This is a genomic window from Fictibacillus phosphorivorans (assembly GCF_007673525.1).
In the GTDB taxonomy this organism is placed as follows: Bacteria; Bacillota; Bacilli; order Bacillales; family Fictibacillaceae; genus Fictibacillus; species Fictibacillus phosphorivorans_C.
Window position 1 is genome coordinate 2,248,237 of record NZ_VDZU01000001.1, and the last position, 16,233, is coordinate 2,264,469.

A 16,233-nucleotide genomic window follows, 5' to 3' on the forward strand; every position below is an offset into this window, starting at 1 on the left:
CTAGAATTATTCAATAAATCACTTTCAATTGTCGATTTAGGTGTCCATAAAAAGACATCATTGATAAGTTGGTTGGAGTGTAAGGTGTGAGACTCCTGGGGGATCAGTGGGACAGGTGAGACACCTAAGGGCGCATAGCGCCGAGGTGGCTCACCGCCCGCCCCCCGGAAAGCGAGCACCTGAAGCGGAAATCAACTGCTTTCAAAGCAAGCAAGATAGAAAATGGAGGCTTTATTATGGGAGAGCATAATACGTTTAAAGATATTCGAAAGAACGCTCCTAAAGGAGAGAACCCTGGACAACCAGCTCCTATGAGTGGTTCTAAAAAAGTAAAGCAACGTAATCATACGGGACAAAACCGTGGAGAAGGCAGTTAAATAAAATAAAACAACAACAGGGACCGACAGATAATCTGTCAGTCCCTGTTCTTAATCGATCGAACGTATTGCATCTTCAACCGTCAAAAGCTCATCATCGGAAATCGTTCTAAGATCGAGAAGAACTTCTTCACCTTTGATCCTCACGATAATGGGGGTGCGATAGTTCCGAAAAGCTCTTGCTAGGTAATCTGCTCCTTTAAAGTGTTTAAGTCCTAAACAAAAAGTTGGCAACTTCACATCCGGCATTGTTCCTCCCCCAACTTGAGAGAATTCTTCTATAATTCGGATATGCAAAGAAGAATGCTCTTCCACTTTTCTTTTTAGTCGCCATACGACTTCTCTGATCTCTTCAGGAGTTTTCAAAATATCTCTGACCGTAGGGATTTCTTTATATTCTTCATTCATATACGACCGCAACGTTTCGTTTAATGCAGCAATCGTAAATTTATCCACTCTTAAAACACGAGCTAGCTGATGCTTTTTCAATATATCGATGATCTTTTTCTTACCTGCAATTATTCCAGCTTGTGGGCCGCCTAAAAGTTTATCTCCGCTAAAAGACACTATATCTAATCCATTATTAATAACGGAGGAGATCAATGGTTCATCACCGATTCCTTCAGACTGAAAAGGATAGAGAGCCCCACTTCCAAGATCTTCGTATATTATCAGCTCTTGATGATCCTTCTTCAACTGAATCAACTCACTTGAAGGAACTTCTTTCGTGAACCCTATCACCTTAAAATTACTTGTATGAACCTTCATGATCATACCAGTTTCATCATTCAGCGCTCTTTCATAATCAAAGAGATGCGTTTTATTCGTCGTTCCAACCTCACGGAGTTTCGCTCCACTTTCTTCCATAATAGAAGAGACACGAAATGAGCCTCCTATTTCAACCAGTTCACCTCTTGACACGATGACTTCTTTGTTTTTAGCTAGCGCTTTAAGGATCAAGTAAACGGCTGCAGCATTATTGTTCACGACCATCGCTGCTTCTGCACCTGTCACTTGTTTAATTAGATTCTCTGTCAGGTCATGCCTGGAACCTCTTTTTCCTGCTTCCAAATTATATTCTAAATTAGAGTACATTCTTGCTGTTTCACTCATCCGTTCTACACTTTTCTCGCTGAGTCTGGAACGTCCTAGATTTGTATGTATAACGATTCCACTGGCATTAATCAAGGAGCGGATCTGATCAGTGGGATGAGTTAAGTTAGACTTTGCAGAATTTTTGACGAGTGACCTCATATCAGTTTTCAAGTCAATAGCATGGCGGTCGTTAAGAATAGTCTTCCGCCAATGTTTGATCGCATCTTGAACCGCTCTTGTTATTTCCTTTTCCGGTTTGCCACTCACTTCAGAACTGATATCTTTTACTACCTCATGCACTGCAGGTAGCTGCCTTAATAGATCAGATTTTGACAAAATGAAGCTCCTCCTTAAGGGTATAACGATCCCTTAGGGAGGGCATCGTTTTTAAGCCATTAATTTTTCTAAATGTTGTACGATCAGATCATGATCCGGAAATTCTCCGGTCTCTTTTTTCGAATAAATCTTTTCGCCATTGACGTTTACTTCAAACACTCCCCCAGAGCTAGGGATCAGTTCGAGAGATAAAATTTTAGAACGAAAATGGTTGAACAGGTCCTCCGCGAGACTCGCGGCTTTTGGTGCAAAGTTTCACATCATGCAGAATTCAATGGATACTTTCATTTTTCATCCTCCTTTTTTAAGACTATTTTAGTATATCCTTAGGCATTTCACAAAAATAATGTTTATACTAACAAAAGGAGGTGTCGTTTCATTATGACAAGTAAAGACAATGTTAAGCTTACTCACCTTTCCTCAAAAGGTGGTTGAGGCTGTAAAATTGGTCCAGAAGACCTGGCGCAAGTTTTGCGTCATCTACCAAAACGTGAAAATGATCCTAACCTTTTAGTTGGTTTAGATACCTCAGACGATGCAGGAGTCTACAAGTTAACGGATGACCTTGCTATGATCCAGACTGTCGACTTCTTTACACCAATCGTAGATGATCCATACATGTTCGGACAAATTGCGGCTGCCAATTCACTTAGTGATGTTTACGCGATGGGAGGACAGCCTACAACGGTAATGAATATAGTAGGTTTTCCGATCAACACTCTCGGTCACGATGTTCTTGCTGAAATCCTTAAGGGAGCAGCCGATAAAGTGAAGGAATCTGGTGCAGTGCTGGTTGGAGGACACTCGATCGATGATTCAGAGCCTAAGTTTGGTCTTTCTGTAACAGGACTTGTTCATCCATCAAAAGTATATAAAAATGTTGGTGCGAGACCTGGAGATGTTCTTGTGTTAACAAAACCAATCGGTGTGGGTATACAAACCACAGCGATAAAAAAAGACAAGCTTTCCGCCGAGCAGCTTCAACTAGTCAGCGAAACGATGGCAGCACTGAATAAGACTGCTGCTGAATGTTTAGAAGGTCTATCTCCAAACGCTGTCACAGATGTAACTGGATTTGGTCTCCTTGGTCATGCGACTGAGATGGCAAAAGGTACAGGAAATGTTACAATCGTGATCGATTATGACCGAGTTCCACTTTTACCAGGCACATCAGAGCTTGCTCAAGAGGGAATTGTTCCTGGTGGTTCAAAAGCAAATCATCGTTGGATAAAAGATGATGTCCAATACGGAAACGACCTTACCCTGTGGCAGCAATGGATCTTATGTGATGCTGTAACTTCTGGCGGTTTACTCGTAAGCCTTCCTGAAAGTGAAGCTCTAGAATATGTGAAGAGACTTCACACTAATGGAATAAATGACGCTAGCATCGTCGGTCGTGTTCTTGCATTCTCTGAAAAACCAATCAAAGCCAATTAAACAAAAAAACTCCGGGTTCGGAGTTTTTTTGCGTCCATTTTAAGATGAATGGTTATAGATGTCTGCATAGACCTTATCATCAAATTCTTCAGGTGTTCCGTCAAAAACGAGTTTTCCGTCCTTAAGCGCAATGATTCTTGTGGCAAATTTCTTAGCGAGAATGACGTCGTGCACGTTAATAATTGACACAAGATTTCTTTTTACATGAGTTTTTTTTAATAATTGAAAAATCCGATCAGCCGTTCCAGGATCCAAACTCGCAACAGGTTCGTCTCCTAAGAATACTTTCGGATTTTGAACGAGTGCTCGAGCAATAGCAACTCTTTGTTTTTGTCCGCCGCTTAACTTCTCAACTCGTCTTGTTGGTTCAACCGTTAGTTCAACCTGATCGATCGCTTCTAGAGCTTGCAATCGATCACTGGATTTAAACAATCCTAACAAGTTCTCATAAGATTTTTTGTATCCAAACAGACCTGTTAAGATATTCTGAACAACGCTCATCCTCGGAATTAAGTTAAAATGCTGAAAGATCATACCTGTTTTCCGGCGAACTTCTAACGTTTCTTTGTGAGTCATCTCACTTAACGTTTTATCTTCCCATTTCACATAACCTTCAGATACAGGCTGCAACCCGTTAATACATCTGATAAATGTTGATTTTCCTGCACCGCTTCTTCCTAAGACACAAACAAACTCTCCCTTTTGGAAAGTAATATTCACATCTGCTAAAGCAGGTTCTTTAGCACCAGGATACGTGACAGATACACCCTTAAATTCAATCATATTATCACCTAAATCACCTTTTCCCGAATTTTGCTGCCAATATAATCCACCATGATAACCATGATCATGATGAGTAGAACGTCAACCGAGACGAGTTGATATTGAAACGTTTTAAAATGAATAAACAACTGTTGACCGATTCCCCCTCCTCCAATCAAACCTAAGATGAGGGAAGTACGAATAGCGACCTCAAATCGGTAGAAAAATTGAGAGAGGACATTCGGCCATATTTGTGGTAATACTGCAAAAAGATTCCCGATCCATTTCCTTGCCCCAACTGCCAGCATCGCTTCCATCGGACCCTTATCAGCCGACTCGATCAGCTCTGATATCAGCTTTCCTAATACTCCGATGTTATGAAATATGATGGCGATAACGGCAGGAAATGGGCCAAGTCCAAGCGTTGTTAAAAGAATTAAACCGAAAACAAATTCAGGTACTGATCGTAAAAAGCTAAGTAAGAAGCGAGTTACGGAATAGACAAAGCGATTTCTACTCGTATTTCGAGCCGCCATAAAGCTTAAAGGAAGTGCGATAATCAGACCGAATAAACTCCCCAAAAATGCAATAGCAATCGTTAACAAACTTTCTTGAAACAGAAACGGCAGACTTTCTGTGTTCATCGGAAACCATTTCGACAGAAAGTCACCCATATTCTGAAAATCTCTAAACTTCGAAAGATCAAACTCTGTTAGTTTCATGCTTCCTATCACGAGTAAGCTTAAGCATAATAGAATTAAAAACTGGCTCCTCTTAAACCAAACCATGGTTCCCCTCTATTCTTGAATGGTACCCTCTTTAATCGCTGCTTTTCGGATACTCTCGTAATCCTTGTTGTCTGCTTTCGTAAACCCAGTTGCACCAAAGGCATCTAGTATCTCTTTATCTTTAATATCTAAAAAGATCTGCTGAAGTTTCTTCATCGTTTTCTCATCTGTTCTTTCAGATACAGCCCATGGATATTGGAACAATTTCTCTGACTTCCAGATCACTTTAAACTGATCTCCGTCAATTGCTCCTTCTTCGATCAATTTATCATAGATAGCGCTGTCGATCGCACCAACATCTACTTGTTTGTTTTGAACAGCAAGTGCGGTCGCATCATGTGAACCGGTAAACCTAACATTATTAAAATCACTATCAGATTCACTTCTATAGATGCCTTCATCTTTTAATTTGATACTGGGAATCAATGAGCCTGAAGTTGAAGAGGGGTCACCAAAAGCAAACTTGACATTCTTAACATCTGATGCCATATCCTCAAAACTTTCATACTTGCTGTCTTTATGCGTGATTAAATAAGAATAGTAGAACGGTTCACCTTTGATCAGTTGAGTTACGATCGCTTTCGCTCCACTTTCTTCATGAGCGACAACGTATGTAAGAGGTCCAAAATAAGCCATGTCGATCTTATCATAGTTCATCGCTTCAACTACACCGTTGTAATCTGGATAAGATGTGATCTTAACTTCACGGTCCATTTTCTCACTAAGCACTTTCTGAAGCTTATCAAGCGCACCCTTCATCTCACCCTCTGTTTGTGCTGGGATTACCCCGATCGTAAAGACCTCATCTTTATTTGATTTTGAATTTTTCTTATCTTCATTATTCGTTCCGCAAGCTGATAAGAATAGCATCATAGTCAGCAACAATAAACTAAGTTTTTTCATCATACTCTCTCCTTTATCCTTATTAATCTTTATATAATTCCATATAAGAGTCTATCTCTTTATTTATAGTGTGGTTCTCTTTTATGGTTTGATACCCATGGTCACTTAGTTGTTTATACGTTTTATTATCAGAGATCACTTTTTTTATAGAATGATATAATTCTTCTTGAGATTGAAATAGCAATCCGTTCATTCCGTGCTGTATGATGCTAGCGTTTCCTACATTATTTCTAGCAATTACAGGCTTTTTAAAACTCATCGCTTCTAAAAGTGCTGACGGCTGCCCTTCTGAGATCGATGTATTCAGAACAACATCTCCCCATTCATACAGCTTCTTCATTTGACCGAGTTCTACTTCGGGCAGATAATGCAACCAATCATACTTTTTTTCTGCCTTCTTCACTCGTTCGAGCTCTTCCTCATCTAAGTTTGCTCCTACTAGTAAAAAGCAGAGTTCAGTGAAATCTTCAGACAGCCTAATCAAGCTTTCCAAAGCAAAAAGAACATCTTTTACCGGGCGAATTCCAGCTGGCAGTAACAATTTTGGATAGCCCTCTGGTAGATTCAATGGTTGAAGCGTTTCGTCAGTAGTAGGTAAATAAATACTTTGGGGAATCACATGTACAGATTTATCACTTACTCCATAATCTTTTACGAGCATTTGTTTAGCTTGTTGAGTAAAAACAGCGATAGCTTTTGCTTCACGCAACATAGGTAGATATCTTTCTTCGTCTTCTATTAATGAGTGATTGAGATCTGTTCCTCCAGAGGTAACGATATAAGGTTTATCCAACGTAACCTCATTTTTTTCAGCCCATTGAACGAATCTAGAAAAATGAAGGATGTGATACATTTCCGCTTTCTCCATCCATTCAAAAAGAGTAGGATTGACATTTAATTCTTCATAGGGAAATAAATAAAACTCCACTTTCCGAGACAATCCATGTTCTAGCCGTTTGGCCGTAGTAGAATTACCACGGTTCTGTTTATAATATGGAGTGAAAAAAACAACTCTCAATTATTGCACCCATTTCCTAAGATTAGATTCTCGCATCGTATACCCTAAAGAATCCATACATTCCAAGATCGGTATTAAAAACTTTCTTGATGTATGAAGAACCGCCTTAGCATCCTGCACAGAAAAGGTTGAATCCGTATTGACTCTTAAGTGTTCAACTGCTGAATCAAATGCCTTTTTACTCAACATCACTTCATCAAATAGCATGACCACTTCATTAGTCTTAATTAAATAATACTTAAACTCATGATAAAGAGATTCTGGAAGTTGTTGTGAGTTATAGATGTTCTCTAGGTCATCCGGTTCAAGCTGCGCTTCTTCCAAGGTGGTCAGAACATTCGCCATCCTTTTCGCCCATTTTTCTGGATAATGTGGTTTGAAATGTGATAAATGAACAAAATGGTCCGTGATCGAAACAGTTGAATCTGTTACCCATTTTTCAAGAAGCGTGTTAATTATCTTTGGATTTACTTCATTTTGGAATGATTGAACAATTTCTGCCTTTGGAATACCTTGCCTTAAACTATACTCACTATGGAAGTTTTGAAGTTTGTTCATGATGCTAGATTTAATATGCTGTACCGTAGAATGAGAAACCAAATAATTCTGCATTCGTTCAACAGAACCTTCACTAAGTAGTTCGTCTAACGTGTGTTGAAGAATTTCCTCATCCATTCCACTAGATCTCCTAAGTTCCAATTCTGTCATCGATCCTACTTTATTAAGCAACTGTAGGACCCGCTCACCAGGAGTTCCTTTATGTTTACTTTTCAATCGTTCGATGGTCTCCGCTCCAAATCGATAAACAGATCCTTTCGGGTCGATAACTTCTCCTCCGCCAATTGTTTCCTCAGGAGTTGGTCTTCTTAAGATGAAACGATCACCTCGTTTCGTTACGACCTCTTGATCTAATCGAACTTGACAATATATTTGATCTTCATTGACATCAAGCTCATTTCGGTCAAATAGGACGAGTTTACCCATCACTTCAGATGTACCACTATAAAACTTCACAAGCGAGCGCTGTTTCAACTTTCCTTGCCAGCCTTCTCCCGTTGATAACACGAGATCGATAGTGTTCGTGGTCGAGTAGACATTCGGTTCTACTAGAACATGACCTCGTTTCCAATCTGCTCTAGAACCTCCTGAAAGGTTTAGCGCTGCTCTTTGTCCCGCTCTAGCGGAATGAACATCTTGTTTATGCACTTGTAGTTTTCGAATCTTCACTTTATGGTTACCTGGCTGAACAAGAAGTTCATCGCCTTCTTGTACCTCACCTTCATAGACCGTACCTCTTACAACAGTACCTTGTCCTTTTACCGTGAAGATGTGATCGATCGGCATGCGAAATGCCCCTTGTGAAGATTTAACAGGTGTGTCTCTTAATAGGTAAATGATTTCATTTTTCAATTTCTCTATTCCTGCAGAAGAAACACTGTCTACAAAATGTATTGGAAAATGTTCAAAAACCGATGAGTTTGTAAGTTCCAAAATGTCTTCTTCAACTAAGAACCTCATCTCTTCATCAATCATATCTGACTTTGTAACTACGATAATTCCCTTTTCAATGCCCAAGTAGGAAAGAATTTCAAAGTGTTCTCTCGTTTGAGGCATCACACCTTCATCTCCCGCGATCACAAGGAGCACTAAATCGATTCCTGCCACACCAGCGATCATCTGACGAATCAGTTTTTCATGGCCCGGTACATCTACAATAGAGGTATGCAGATCTTTTGTTAACGGAAAAGGCGCAAACCCTGGTTCGATCGTGATCTTACGGGCTTTTTCTTCCTTGAGTGTATCTGTATCGATCCCACTCAAAGCTTTTGTTAGCGTCGTTTTTCCGTGATCAATGTGTCCGGCCATTCCAATCGTATAATATTTTATCGTCATATGTTTAACCACCTATATGTACATACTCTTTTACACTTTATGAAAAGGAGATGTAAAAAACAAGGATAACGCATTATTCATTGTTAAAAAATAGCGAAGTTTACCTGTTTGAAATTATTTCCCAGATCACCATGAATGAATGTATATTTATTCATAACTGTATACCCACAGGTTATCCACAGAACAAGTTATTCACACTTGTCCACAGGCCGAACTGTTACAGTTGATTAAATTAACTGTTATAGTGTTAAACTGTTATAGTTGAATATTTCCTCTGTTACAGTCATGCTCCACCACAGTTCGACAAATACATTCTCCCCTATCGTAAGGAAAGAGGCTCAAGTCTTGTCCTACTAGGGTAAAATGCTGTATAATGCAATAGCGAGCTAAGGAATCTATATGGGGCCAGATGTGTAGCTGGTGCTTGCCTGGGTCTTCAAAACCTTTTGGGAGGCGCGTGCCGTCTCCGGTGGGTTCGATTCCCACATGGTCCCGCCAAAAAATTTATACATATGAGGTGGACGCATTGTCTGGATGGTTCATCACTTTTATCGTGTTATGGTCCGTTTTTTTATTTACCATGTTTGCAATCGGCGGATATTTTATGTTCCGGAAATTCTTAAAACGATTACCTAAAGAAGACGGAAAGTCCATTTTAGATTGGCAAGAACATTACATCAACCAAACTATTCATCTATGGACAGATGATCAGAAGAAGCTTTTAAACGAATTAGTAGCCCCGGTACCTGAACTCTTCAGGGATGTAGCTAAAGAAAAGATAGCAGGTAAGATTGGCGAATTAGCATTGCAAGAAAATGCAAGTTCAATGTCACAAGACTTAATCATTCGCGGCTATATTATCGCTACACCAAAAAGAGATCACAAGTGGTTGATCAAGACACTAAAAAAGAAAAACATCGACATCAAACCTTATCATTCTTTACTCGCATAAAGAACCCCCTGAATCATGAGATTCAGGGGGTGTTTTTTGTTATTCACGTTTACATTGCGATCTCGTTTTTCTTTTTATTGAACAAAACAAGCATAGCAAGTCGCCATGGCAAAATCATTCCAAACGCAACAATAAAGAATAACGAACTTGTTTCAAAGATCGATATCGTCGAACCAATATACCACTTTAGAGCTAAGCGGATGGCAAACAATCCGATTATGATAAAGATAAAGGCTTTCGATCGAACTAAGTATACATGATCACCTTTAATCTCGAACTTACTTGTCATGATAAGAAATATCGAAAACATTAAACCAACTAAGAACGCCTCCCCCGCTTCCGTCCAGGTGATGTGAAAAGCGGGAATCACGAACTGTAGAAAACCTGTACTCATAGCCAGTGGAGGTATGATGATTCTTTTGGTCGTCACCGGTTCTCTTGTTTCTTTCATTCGGAAGTTAAAAATAATCACTGCCATGATGATGGCAAAGCATGTACTCGCAATAAAAAACACAGTTAGTTCCCTTCCCCTACTTCTTTCTCGATCTTATCTTCTGCAATTGAGAGGATAATGGTCATCGTCACACCGATTACTGTCAAATAAACTCCTAAATCAAAGAGCATCGCTGTAGCAAGCTCTGTTTTCCCTAACAACGGGAGTTGAAAATAGCCAAAACTATGACTCAAAAACGGAACACCCAAAACAAAGGAACCTGCTCCTGTCAGTATGGCGATCAATAAACCAGCTGCTATCATGTACGTAAAGTTAATCGGCAAGATTCTATGTACTGGTTGTAATCCGTAGGAAACATAGAGAAGAAGAAATGCTCCTGCTCCCATCAATCCTCCGATGAATCCTCCTCCAGGCGCATTATGCCCTGAAAAAAGCATGTTAATTGAAAAAGCTAGAATAACAAAAACAATAATATTTGTTGTTGTTTTTAAGATAAGGTCATTCGATCGTGAATGCATGATGTATATCCCCTTTCCATTTTACTCTTAAAAACCTTTGAATCCTCCAAACACACGGTTTGTTAAAAATGAAGTTAATTGAGTCAGCCAATCAAAGTATAGAAAGATTCCCATGATGACCATAAGAGTTCCGCCTACCACCATAAACTGACGATTGAACTTTTTTATTACCTTTAGTTTATCCAAAAAGAAGCTTAAAACAAAGAAAGGAACAGCAAATCCTAAAACATAAGCGACCATATACGTCATAGATGCTGCTGGATTTGATACTCCAAGCGCAATAACGCCTGCTAGAATCGGACCCATACAAGGTGTCCACCCTGCTGCAAAACCAATTCCGATCAATACGGAACCCAGATATCCAGTAGGACGAGATTGAAACCTGACTTTCTTATCCTTCATCAAAAAAGTAGGAGTTATGAATCCTATTACAACTAGTCCGAAAAAGATTATAACAATAGCCCCGATCTGTCTTAGCAAAGTTTGATATTGTACGAATAGATCACCGATAATCGTAGTAGATAGACCAAGGAAAAGAAATATGATCGAAAAACCTATTAAAAAAAATGTAGTATGTAAAAGTGCCGTTTTTCTAAGCATTGCGTTTTCTTCTTTAAGTTCCTGAACAGAGATCCCGGTTATGTAGGATAGAAAAGCAGGATACAACGGTAAACAGCAAGGTGAAATAAAGGAGAGCAAGCCAGCTCCAAAAGCAAGCAGAATATTAAGATCGGTCATTTTTTTAGTAAGCTCCTTTTTACAGTTCTCTCTCTATCTTAAAGGGAATATCCATTTTGTTCAAACATAAAGAAAGACAGCTTTGAAAAAAGCTGTCAGATATTTTATGGTTTTTGTAAATACTCTTCGAGCGTAATACCCTGCTCGTGAATTTTTTTAGCATGATCCACACCAACATACCGTAAATGCCAAGGTTCATATTGATATCCCGTAATCTCTTCTTTTCCTTTAAGATATCTGATGATAAACCCATACTTATGTGCATTTTCTGCGAGCCATTTTCCTTCTTTTGTCTCACCGAACGCTTCTACAAGCTCAAAGTTCACTTCTTGAGAAGTTACGTCCATTGACAATCCAGTCTGATGCTCGCTCTGACCGGGTCTGGAACTCGTTTTGTTCGCTACCTCTTCTCCTTTTTGCTCCGCGTTAAAGGCAAAGATGGATACTTGAGTATCATATGAGCGATAACCTGATTGAGCTAGCAGCTCCAGGCCATCTTCTTCCGCTGCCTTAAACAATACTTCTAGGGAAAGTGCAGCTTCTTTTCTAAGTTTTTTCTTAGGCAGATCCTCTTTAAACGGAAACGGAACATTAGGTGTAACTAAATCTTTCGGTTCATAATCACCTGGTAGGTTTCTTTCCTTGTTTGCAACAATTAAAAGATCGTCTAAATTCTGTACGACCGCTTTTCCGTCACCGGATGCTGTTACCGTCTCTTCTAACCACGGTAGATCACTCTCCGCTGAAGGTTGTTCATCAGGAGTTTCATTTTTGTTTTCATCATTTGGTTTTGGTGTAGTCTGCTCGTTCGAAATCTGTTTTTCGTTCTCTTCAGAGCTCTCTTCATTAAAGGTAGCATTCCATTTCTTTTCTGCCCAATCAACTGGCTTACATGCTGAAAGGACAACCATGCTGCCGATCAACATCGATGGTAATACGTATTTCTTCAAAGCATTCTCATCCTTTTATTCAGTTTGTCTGTACGTGTATGCTATCTTATAATAAAATAATTTGCAAATAAGTCAATCCTTAAAACACATGTTCATATTTTCGAAAAATTATAGTAAAAAATAGGGACATTTTTGAATGGAGATGCGAATAAAAGTTTTTTCACAAACCTTGCATAAAAGTACTCTGTTTTCTATGTTATTTTACGATACGTGTTTTTATATTTATTACGCGTTCACCGGTTAATTGGTTGTTTTCACCTTAATCACTTTTCTTCACCTTTAAAACAGGTAGGAGCACCGCTAAGACGCGCTTTACCACCTGAGATTACACCGCGCGATCACCTGAAAGCAATACACACACAGTACAAAACAGAATTAAGAAAGACAGCTCTGTATTACGAAGAGCTGTCTTTTCGTATATATCATTTCGTTAATTAACCCACATCGTTCATAGAATCTTTTCCATGTTGTAAAAGGAACATCTTATGATACAACCCTCGCTGCCTTAATAGTTCTTGGTGAGTGCCTCTTTCGACAATTTCACCTTTATGCAACACGAGAATGAGTTCGGCGTCTTGTATTGTAGATAATCGATGAGCGATAGCAATGGTCGTTCTGCCGCTGCGCATCTTATGAAGTGCTTCTTGAATCTCTTCTTCCGTCTCTGTATCAATGTTTGCCGTCGCTTCGTCGAGTATTAAGATTTTCGGGGAAAAAGCCATCGTGCGTGCAAAAGAGATCAGCTGTCTCTGCCCACTTGAAAATGTTGCTCCTCTTTCTCCTAACTCTGTTTGATACCCCTCTGGCAACCTTTCAATAAAGGGGGCAGCTTGAACAAACCTAGCCGCATTCTTTACATCTTCATCTGTGATCGTCTCATCGTACAATCTTACGTTCTGCATAATATCACCTACAAATAAGAAGGGATCTTGCAAAACGAGCCCCATCTTAGTTCTCAACTCTTTGTTTTCAAAGTTGGATAAAGGAACGTCATCGATCAAAATCTTACCTTTATTCACTTCATAAAAACGCATGAGCAAATTGATGATCGAGCTCTTACCACTTCCGGTATGACCGACGAGGGCTACTGTTTGACCAGGCTCTGCAGTGAAAGTGATATCTTTTAGAACTTCCTGTTCTCCATCATAAGAAAAGGAAACGTCTTTAAATTCGATCTTTCCTCTTGAAATCGAAGGCGTCTCATCCCCTTTTTTAATAGGAGCAAATTCTTCTTCATCCATGACTGTAAATACTCGTCCTGCAGAAACGATCGCTTGCTGAAAGATAGAAAGGCGCATCATCATCATGTTAACCGGTTCAAAAAAGCGATCTAGATAATTGATAAAAGCATAGATCACACCGATCTCAACGGGGGAATTAAAAGATTTAATGCCAAAAAAGGATAGAATCATCAACAATGCAAACATATAGACAAGATCAACGGCAGGTCTTAGCAACAAACCATTGTATTTTATATTTCTGATCTGTGCGTCATTATGCTCTTGATTAATTTTTGCAAACTCTTTTCTCAGCCTCTTTTGCTGATTGAACACTTGGACGATTGACATCCCTTGAAGAGATTCGTTCAATTTAGCGTTCAACTGGCTAAGTTTCTCTCTCATGTCATAAAACGACCTTGAACTGTATTTACGGTATAACCACATGATCAAAACGATGAACGGTAAGATCCCTAAACAGAATAAAGCAAGTTTTACATTCAAATAGAACATGAAACCAAAGATACCAAATAAAAATACAATATTTTGAACAAACGTTGAGAGTACACTTACATAAAGATCTTTCACTGCTTCTGTATCGTTGGTAATTCTTGATACTAAACTTCCAACTGGTGTACGGTCAAAGAATTTTAATCCTAGTGAATGTACCTTTGAAAACACTTGAATCCGAAGCGTTTGAATGATATCTAGAGCGACCGATTGAAACAGAACAAATTGTATATAATTTACGACCGCTGAGATTACGATTAATCCAATATATCCAGAAGCAAGGACCACTAAAGCTCTTTGATCGAAATTTCGAGGTGTGACAAAATCGTCGATGAACGTTTTAACGAGAATAGGACCCGTAAGTTCAGCTGCCGTCGCAACGAGTAATAGAAAGAAAGCGAACGCCAAACGCTTCTTGTGTGGTTTTGTATAAGACATGAGTCTTTTGAAAACTGACCACTGCTTCATTTGCTGCAATTCATCGAGCGTTGGTTCTTGTTCAGTACTCATTTGATTACACCTCCTTGCGAAATCAGTGTTTCCAATGCTTGTTTTTCATATGTTTCTTTGTACCATCCATCCTCATTCAATAAACTGAGATGAGTACCCCGTTGTACGATTGTTCCGTTCTCCAAAACGATGATTAGATCACAATGCGCGATCGAAGATAGGCGATGTGCTGTAATGATCGTCGTTTGATTCTGGCGTTTACGCTTCAGTTGCTGAAGGATGGATTCTTCTGTTTTTGCATCAACAGCAGAAAGAGAGTCGTCTAGGATTAAGATTTCTGGGTTCTTAATCAATGCTCTTGCAATAGAGATCCTTTGTTTTTGTCCCCCTGAAAGTGTTACGCCCCTCTCCCCCACTACTGTTTCATAACCATATTTGAACTGCGTTATATCTTTATGAATAGAGGCCAGTTCCGCTGCTTCTTTTATTTTTATAAAAGGTGATTCAACTTTAGAGAACGCTATATTTTCCGCAATAGTTGCCGAAAATAAAAAATGGTCTTGAGGTACATAGCCGATCGAATTTCGTAAAGCATGCAATTTATAATCACAGATATCGTGATCATCTATAATAATGTCGTCTAATCTTAATTGAAATTCACGCAGCAATAGCTTGCAAAGCGTGGTTTTGCCGCTGCCTGTCTTCCCGACGACCCCAAGAGTCTGACCGCGTTTTAAAGTAAAATGAATATCACTTAAAACAGGAGTACCCGTAGTATAAGAAAATTGCTCTAATTGATATGATATATCACCTTTGGGACAGTTTTCGATTGAACCACTGTCTTCAATCTCTTCTTTTACAGCAAGAAGTGACTCTACACGATCATAAGAAGCTCTTCCTCGCTCTACGATATTAAACAGCCAGCCAAATGCAAGCATCGGCCATATGAGTAATCCGAGGTAGCTCGTAAATGAAACCAGTTCGCCTATCGTGAGTTCGTTATGCGTTACGAGAATCGAGCCATAACCAACCGCTAAGAAAAAGGAGAAACCAATGATCAGCGATATCGTTGGATCGAATAAAGAATCAACACGTGCAACAGCCATGTTCTTTTTTACAGCATCTTGGGATAGTTTTGAAAAGCTGTCGATATCATCTCTTTCTTGACCAAAAGCTTTGATTACCCTCGTCCCAGAGATGCTTTCTTGCACTTTATCATTTAGAGTCGAGAATGCTTCTTGTGCACTATGAAACCTTTTATGCAGCATCGTACCGTACTTGTTTGTTGCCCAAGCCATGATAGGTAGAGGCAGTAGACTAACAAGTGTTAGCTTCCAACTGATCGTAGTAGCCATCGCGATCAACGTGAAACCGCCCATCATCAAGGAATCCACTAAAGTCAAAACACCATCGCCTGCGGTCTGTTGAATGGCTTGCAGATCATTTGTAGAATGAGCCATCAAGTCTCCTACACGTCTTTTATGGTAGAATTCTTGTGATTTTTTTGTGAAATGTTCGTAAAGCCTATTTCTTAGTAACATAGCCAATTTAACGGCTGAACCGAATATCAAGATTCTCCAGATATAACGAAGAACATAGATGCCAATCGCAATACCGATTAATACAGCAGCATATCTCCATAATATCTCTTCGGTTATCGTACCTTCCTTAATATGATCAACAATGAGCCCGACCACTTTTGGAGGTACTAACAACCCTAATGAGACGAATGCCAGCATCACGATTCCGCCCAAATATCGCCACTTTTCTTGTTTAAAATACCACATCAATTGCAGAAAAACCCTCAACGCCCGTTCCCCCTTGTTTGCATATCA

At 39.4% G+C, this 16,233-nt stretch carries 16 protein-coding genes and 1 tRNA gene; 4 read left to right on the forward strand and 13 right to left on the reverse strand.

Annotated elements, in window-relative coordinates; translation table 11 throughout:
• The first annotated feature begins 236 nt into the window (after positions 1-236).
• Positions 237-377, forward strand: a complete 141-nt coding sequence (locus FS458_RS11200; protein ID WP_066393930.1) for a small acid-soluble spore protein P — start codon at positions 237-239, stop codon at positions 375-377.
• A 51-nt stretch (positions 378-428) separates the two neighbouring features.
• On the opposite strand, the gene selA is transcribed toward FS458_RS11200, so the two are convergent.
• Both selA and FS458_RS11210 read right to left on the reverse strand, forming a co-directional pair.
• Positions 429-1,808 (reverse strand): L-seryl-tRNA(Sec) selenium transferase, encoded by a 1,380-nt coding sequence (gene selA / locus FS458_RS11205; RefSeq protein ID WP_186320525.1) that lies wholly within the window; start codon positions 1,806-1,808, stop codon positions 429-431.
• 51 nt (positions 1,809-1,859) lie between these two features.
• Positions 1,860-2,096, reverse strand: coding sequence for an Rdx family protein (locus FS458_RS11210; protein WP_313957525.1), 237 nt, complete (start codon positions 2,094-2,096; stop codon positions 1,860-1,862).
• Positions 2,097-2,189: 93 nt separating this feature from the next.
• Between FS458_RS11210 and selD the strand changes: the two genes are divergently transcribed.
• A complete protein-coding gene (selD, locus tag FS458_RS11215; RefSeq protein WP_144700598.1) occupies positions 2,190-3,245 on the forward strand; it encodes a selenide, water dikinase SelD in 1,056 nt (351 codons plus the stop codon).
• A gap of 39 nt (positions 3,246-3,284) precedes the next feature.
• On the opposite strand, the gene phnC is transcribed toward selD, so the two are convergent.
• From phnC to selB, 5 genes are read right to left on the reverse strand one after another with little or no spacing between them, the layout of a single operon-like run.
• Positions 3,285-4,028, reverse strand: a complete 744-nt coding sequence (gene phnC, locus FS458_RS11220; protein WP_144700600.1) for a phosphonate ABC transporter ATP-binding protein — start codon at positions 4,026-4,028, stop codon at positions 3,285-3,287.
• Positions 4,029-4,036: 8 nt separating this feature from the next.
• Positions 4,037-4,795: a phosphonate ABC transporter, permease protein PhnE gene (gene phnE / locus FS458_RS11225; RefSeq protein WP_144700602.1), complete on the reverse strand. Its 759-nt coding sequence runs from the start codon at positions 4,793-4,795 to the stop codon at positions 4,037-4,039.
• Positions 4,796-4,804: 9 nt separating this feature from the next.
• Positions 4,805-5,698, reverse strand: coding sequence for a phosphate/phosphite/phosphonate ABC transporter substrate-binding protein (gene phnD, locus FS458_RS11230; RefSeq protein ID WP_186320623.1), 894 nt, complete (start codon positions 5,696-5,698; stop codon positions 4,805-4,807).
• 22 nt (positions 5,699-5,720) lie between these two features.
• Entirely contained in the window at positions 5,721-6,716 is a 996-nt protein-coding gene (locus tag FS458_RS11235) for a glycosyltransferase (RefSeq protein ID WP_144700606.1), read from the reverse strand.
• Positions 6,717-8,609, reverse strand: coding sequence for a selenocysteine-specific translation elongation factor (gene selB / locus FS458_RS11240; protein ID WP_144700608.1), 1,893 nt, complete (start codon positions 8,607-8,609; stop codon positions 6,717-6,719). It abuts the gene before it with no gap.
• A 401-nt stretch (positions 8,610-9,010) separates the two neighbouring features.
• On the opposite strand from selB, the gene FS458_RS20725 reads away from it, so the two are divergent.
• Positions 9,011-9,107: transfer RNA gene (locus tag FS458_RS20725), tRNA-Sec, on the forward strand.
• 28 nt (positions 9,108-9,135) lie between these two features.
• A complete protein-coding gene (locus FS458_RS11245; RefSeq protein ID WP_186320526.1) occupies positions 9,136-9,561 on the forward strand; it encodes a DUF2621 domain-containing protein in 426 nt (141 codons plus the stop codon).
• Between the two features lie 49 nt (positions 9,562-9,610).
• Here the strand turns inward: FS458_RS11245 and FS458_RS11250 are convergent, their stop codons facing one another.
• The 6 genes from FS458_RS11250 to FS458_RS11275 all read right to left on the reverse strand — a co-directional run bounded on the left by FS458_RS11250 (position 9,611) and on the right by FS458_RS11275 (position 16,206).
• Complete coding sequence (locus FS458_RS11250) at positions 9,611-10,075, reverse strand: CcdC family protein (protein WP_144700612.1); 465 nt, start codon at positions 10,073-10,075, stop codon at positions 9,611-9,613.
• 2 nt (positions 10,076-10,077) lie between these two features.
• Positions 10,078-10,536, reverse strand: coding sequence for a Na(+)/H(+) antiporter subunit B (locus FS458_RS11255; protein WP_260858765.1), 459 nt, complete (start codon positions 10,534-10,536; stop codon positions 10,078-10,080).
• A gap of 24 nt (positions 10,537-10,560) precedes the next feature.
• Positions 10,561-11,271 (reverse strand): cytochrome c biogenesis CcdA family protein, encoded by a 711-nt coding sequence (locus tag FS458_RS11260; protein WP_144700616.1) that lies wholly within the window; start codon positions 11,269-11,271, stop codon positions 10,561-10,563.
• 104 nt (positions 11,272-11,375) lie between these two features.
• The gene (locus FS458_RS11265) at positions 11,376-12,221 is read right to left on the reverse strand and encodes a M15 family metallopeptidase (protein ID WP_260858564.1); all 846 of its coding nucleotides are present in this window, start codon (positions 12,219-12,221) and stop codon (positions 11,376-11,378) included.
• A 434-nt stretch (positions 12,222-12,655) separates the two neighbouring features.
• The gene (locus tag FS458_RS11270) at positions 12,656-14,458 is read right to left on the reverse strand and encodes an ABC transporter ATP-binding protein (protein ID WP_186320527.1); all 1,803 of its coding nucleotides are present in this window, start codon (positions 14,456-14,458) and stop codon (positions 12,656-12,658) included.
• Positions 14,455-16,206: an ABC transporter transmembrane domain-containing protein gene (locus FS458_RS11275; protein ID WP_144700618.1), complete on the reverse strand. Its 1,752-nt coding sequence runs from the start codon at positions 16,204-16,206 to the stop codon at positions 14,455-14,457. Before FS458_RS11275 ends, FS458_RS11270 begins: the two co-directional genes overlap by 4 nt.
• Positions 16,207-16,233 lie beyond the last annotated feature (27 nt).

Bases quoted from the DNA above. Each gene is read 5' to 3' on its own strand.
- FS458_RS11200 (WP_066393930.1), top strand. From the start codon at position 237: ATGGGAGAGCATAATACGTTTAAAGATATTCGAAAGAACGCTCCTAAA.
- phnC (WP_144700600.1), bottom strand. From the start codon at position 4,028: ATGATTGAATTTAAGGGTGTATCTGTCACGTATCCTGGTGCTAAAGAA.
- phnE (WP_144700602.1), bottom strand. From the start codon at position 4,795: ATGGTTTGGTTTAAGAGGAGCCAGTTTTTAATTCTATTATGCTTAAGC.
- phnD (WP_186320623.1), bottom strand. From the start codon at position 5,698: ATGAAAAAACTTAGTTTATTGTTGCTGACTATGATGCTATTCTTATCA.
- selB (WP_144700608.1), bottom strand. From the start codon at position 8,609: ATGACGATAAAATATTATACGATTGGAATGGCCGGACACATTGATCAC.
- FS458_RS11260 (WP_144700616.1), bottom strand. From the start codon at position 11,271: ATGACCGATCTTAATATTCTGCTTGCTTTTGGAGCTGGCTTGCTCTCC.
- FS458_RS11270 (WP_186320527.1), bottom strand. From the start codon at position 14,458: ATGAGTACTGAACAAGAACCAACGCTCGATGAATTGCAGCAAATGAAG.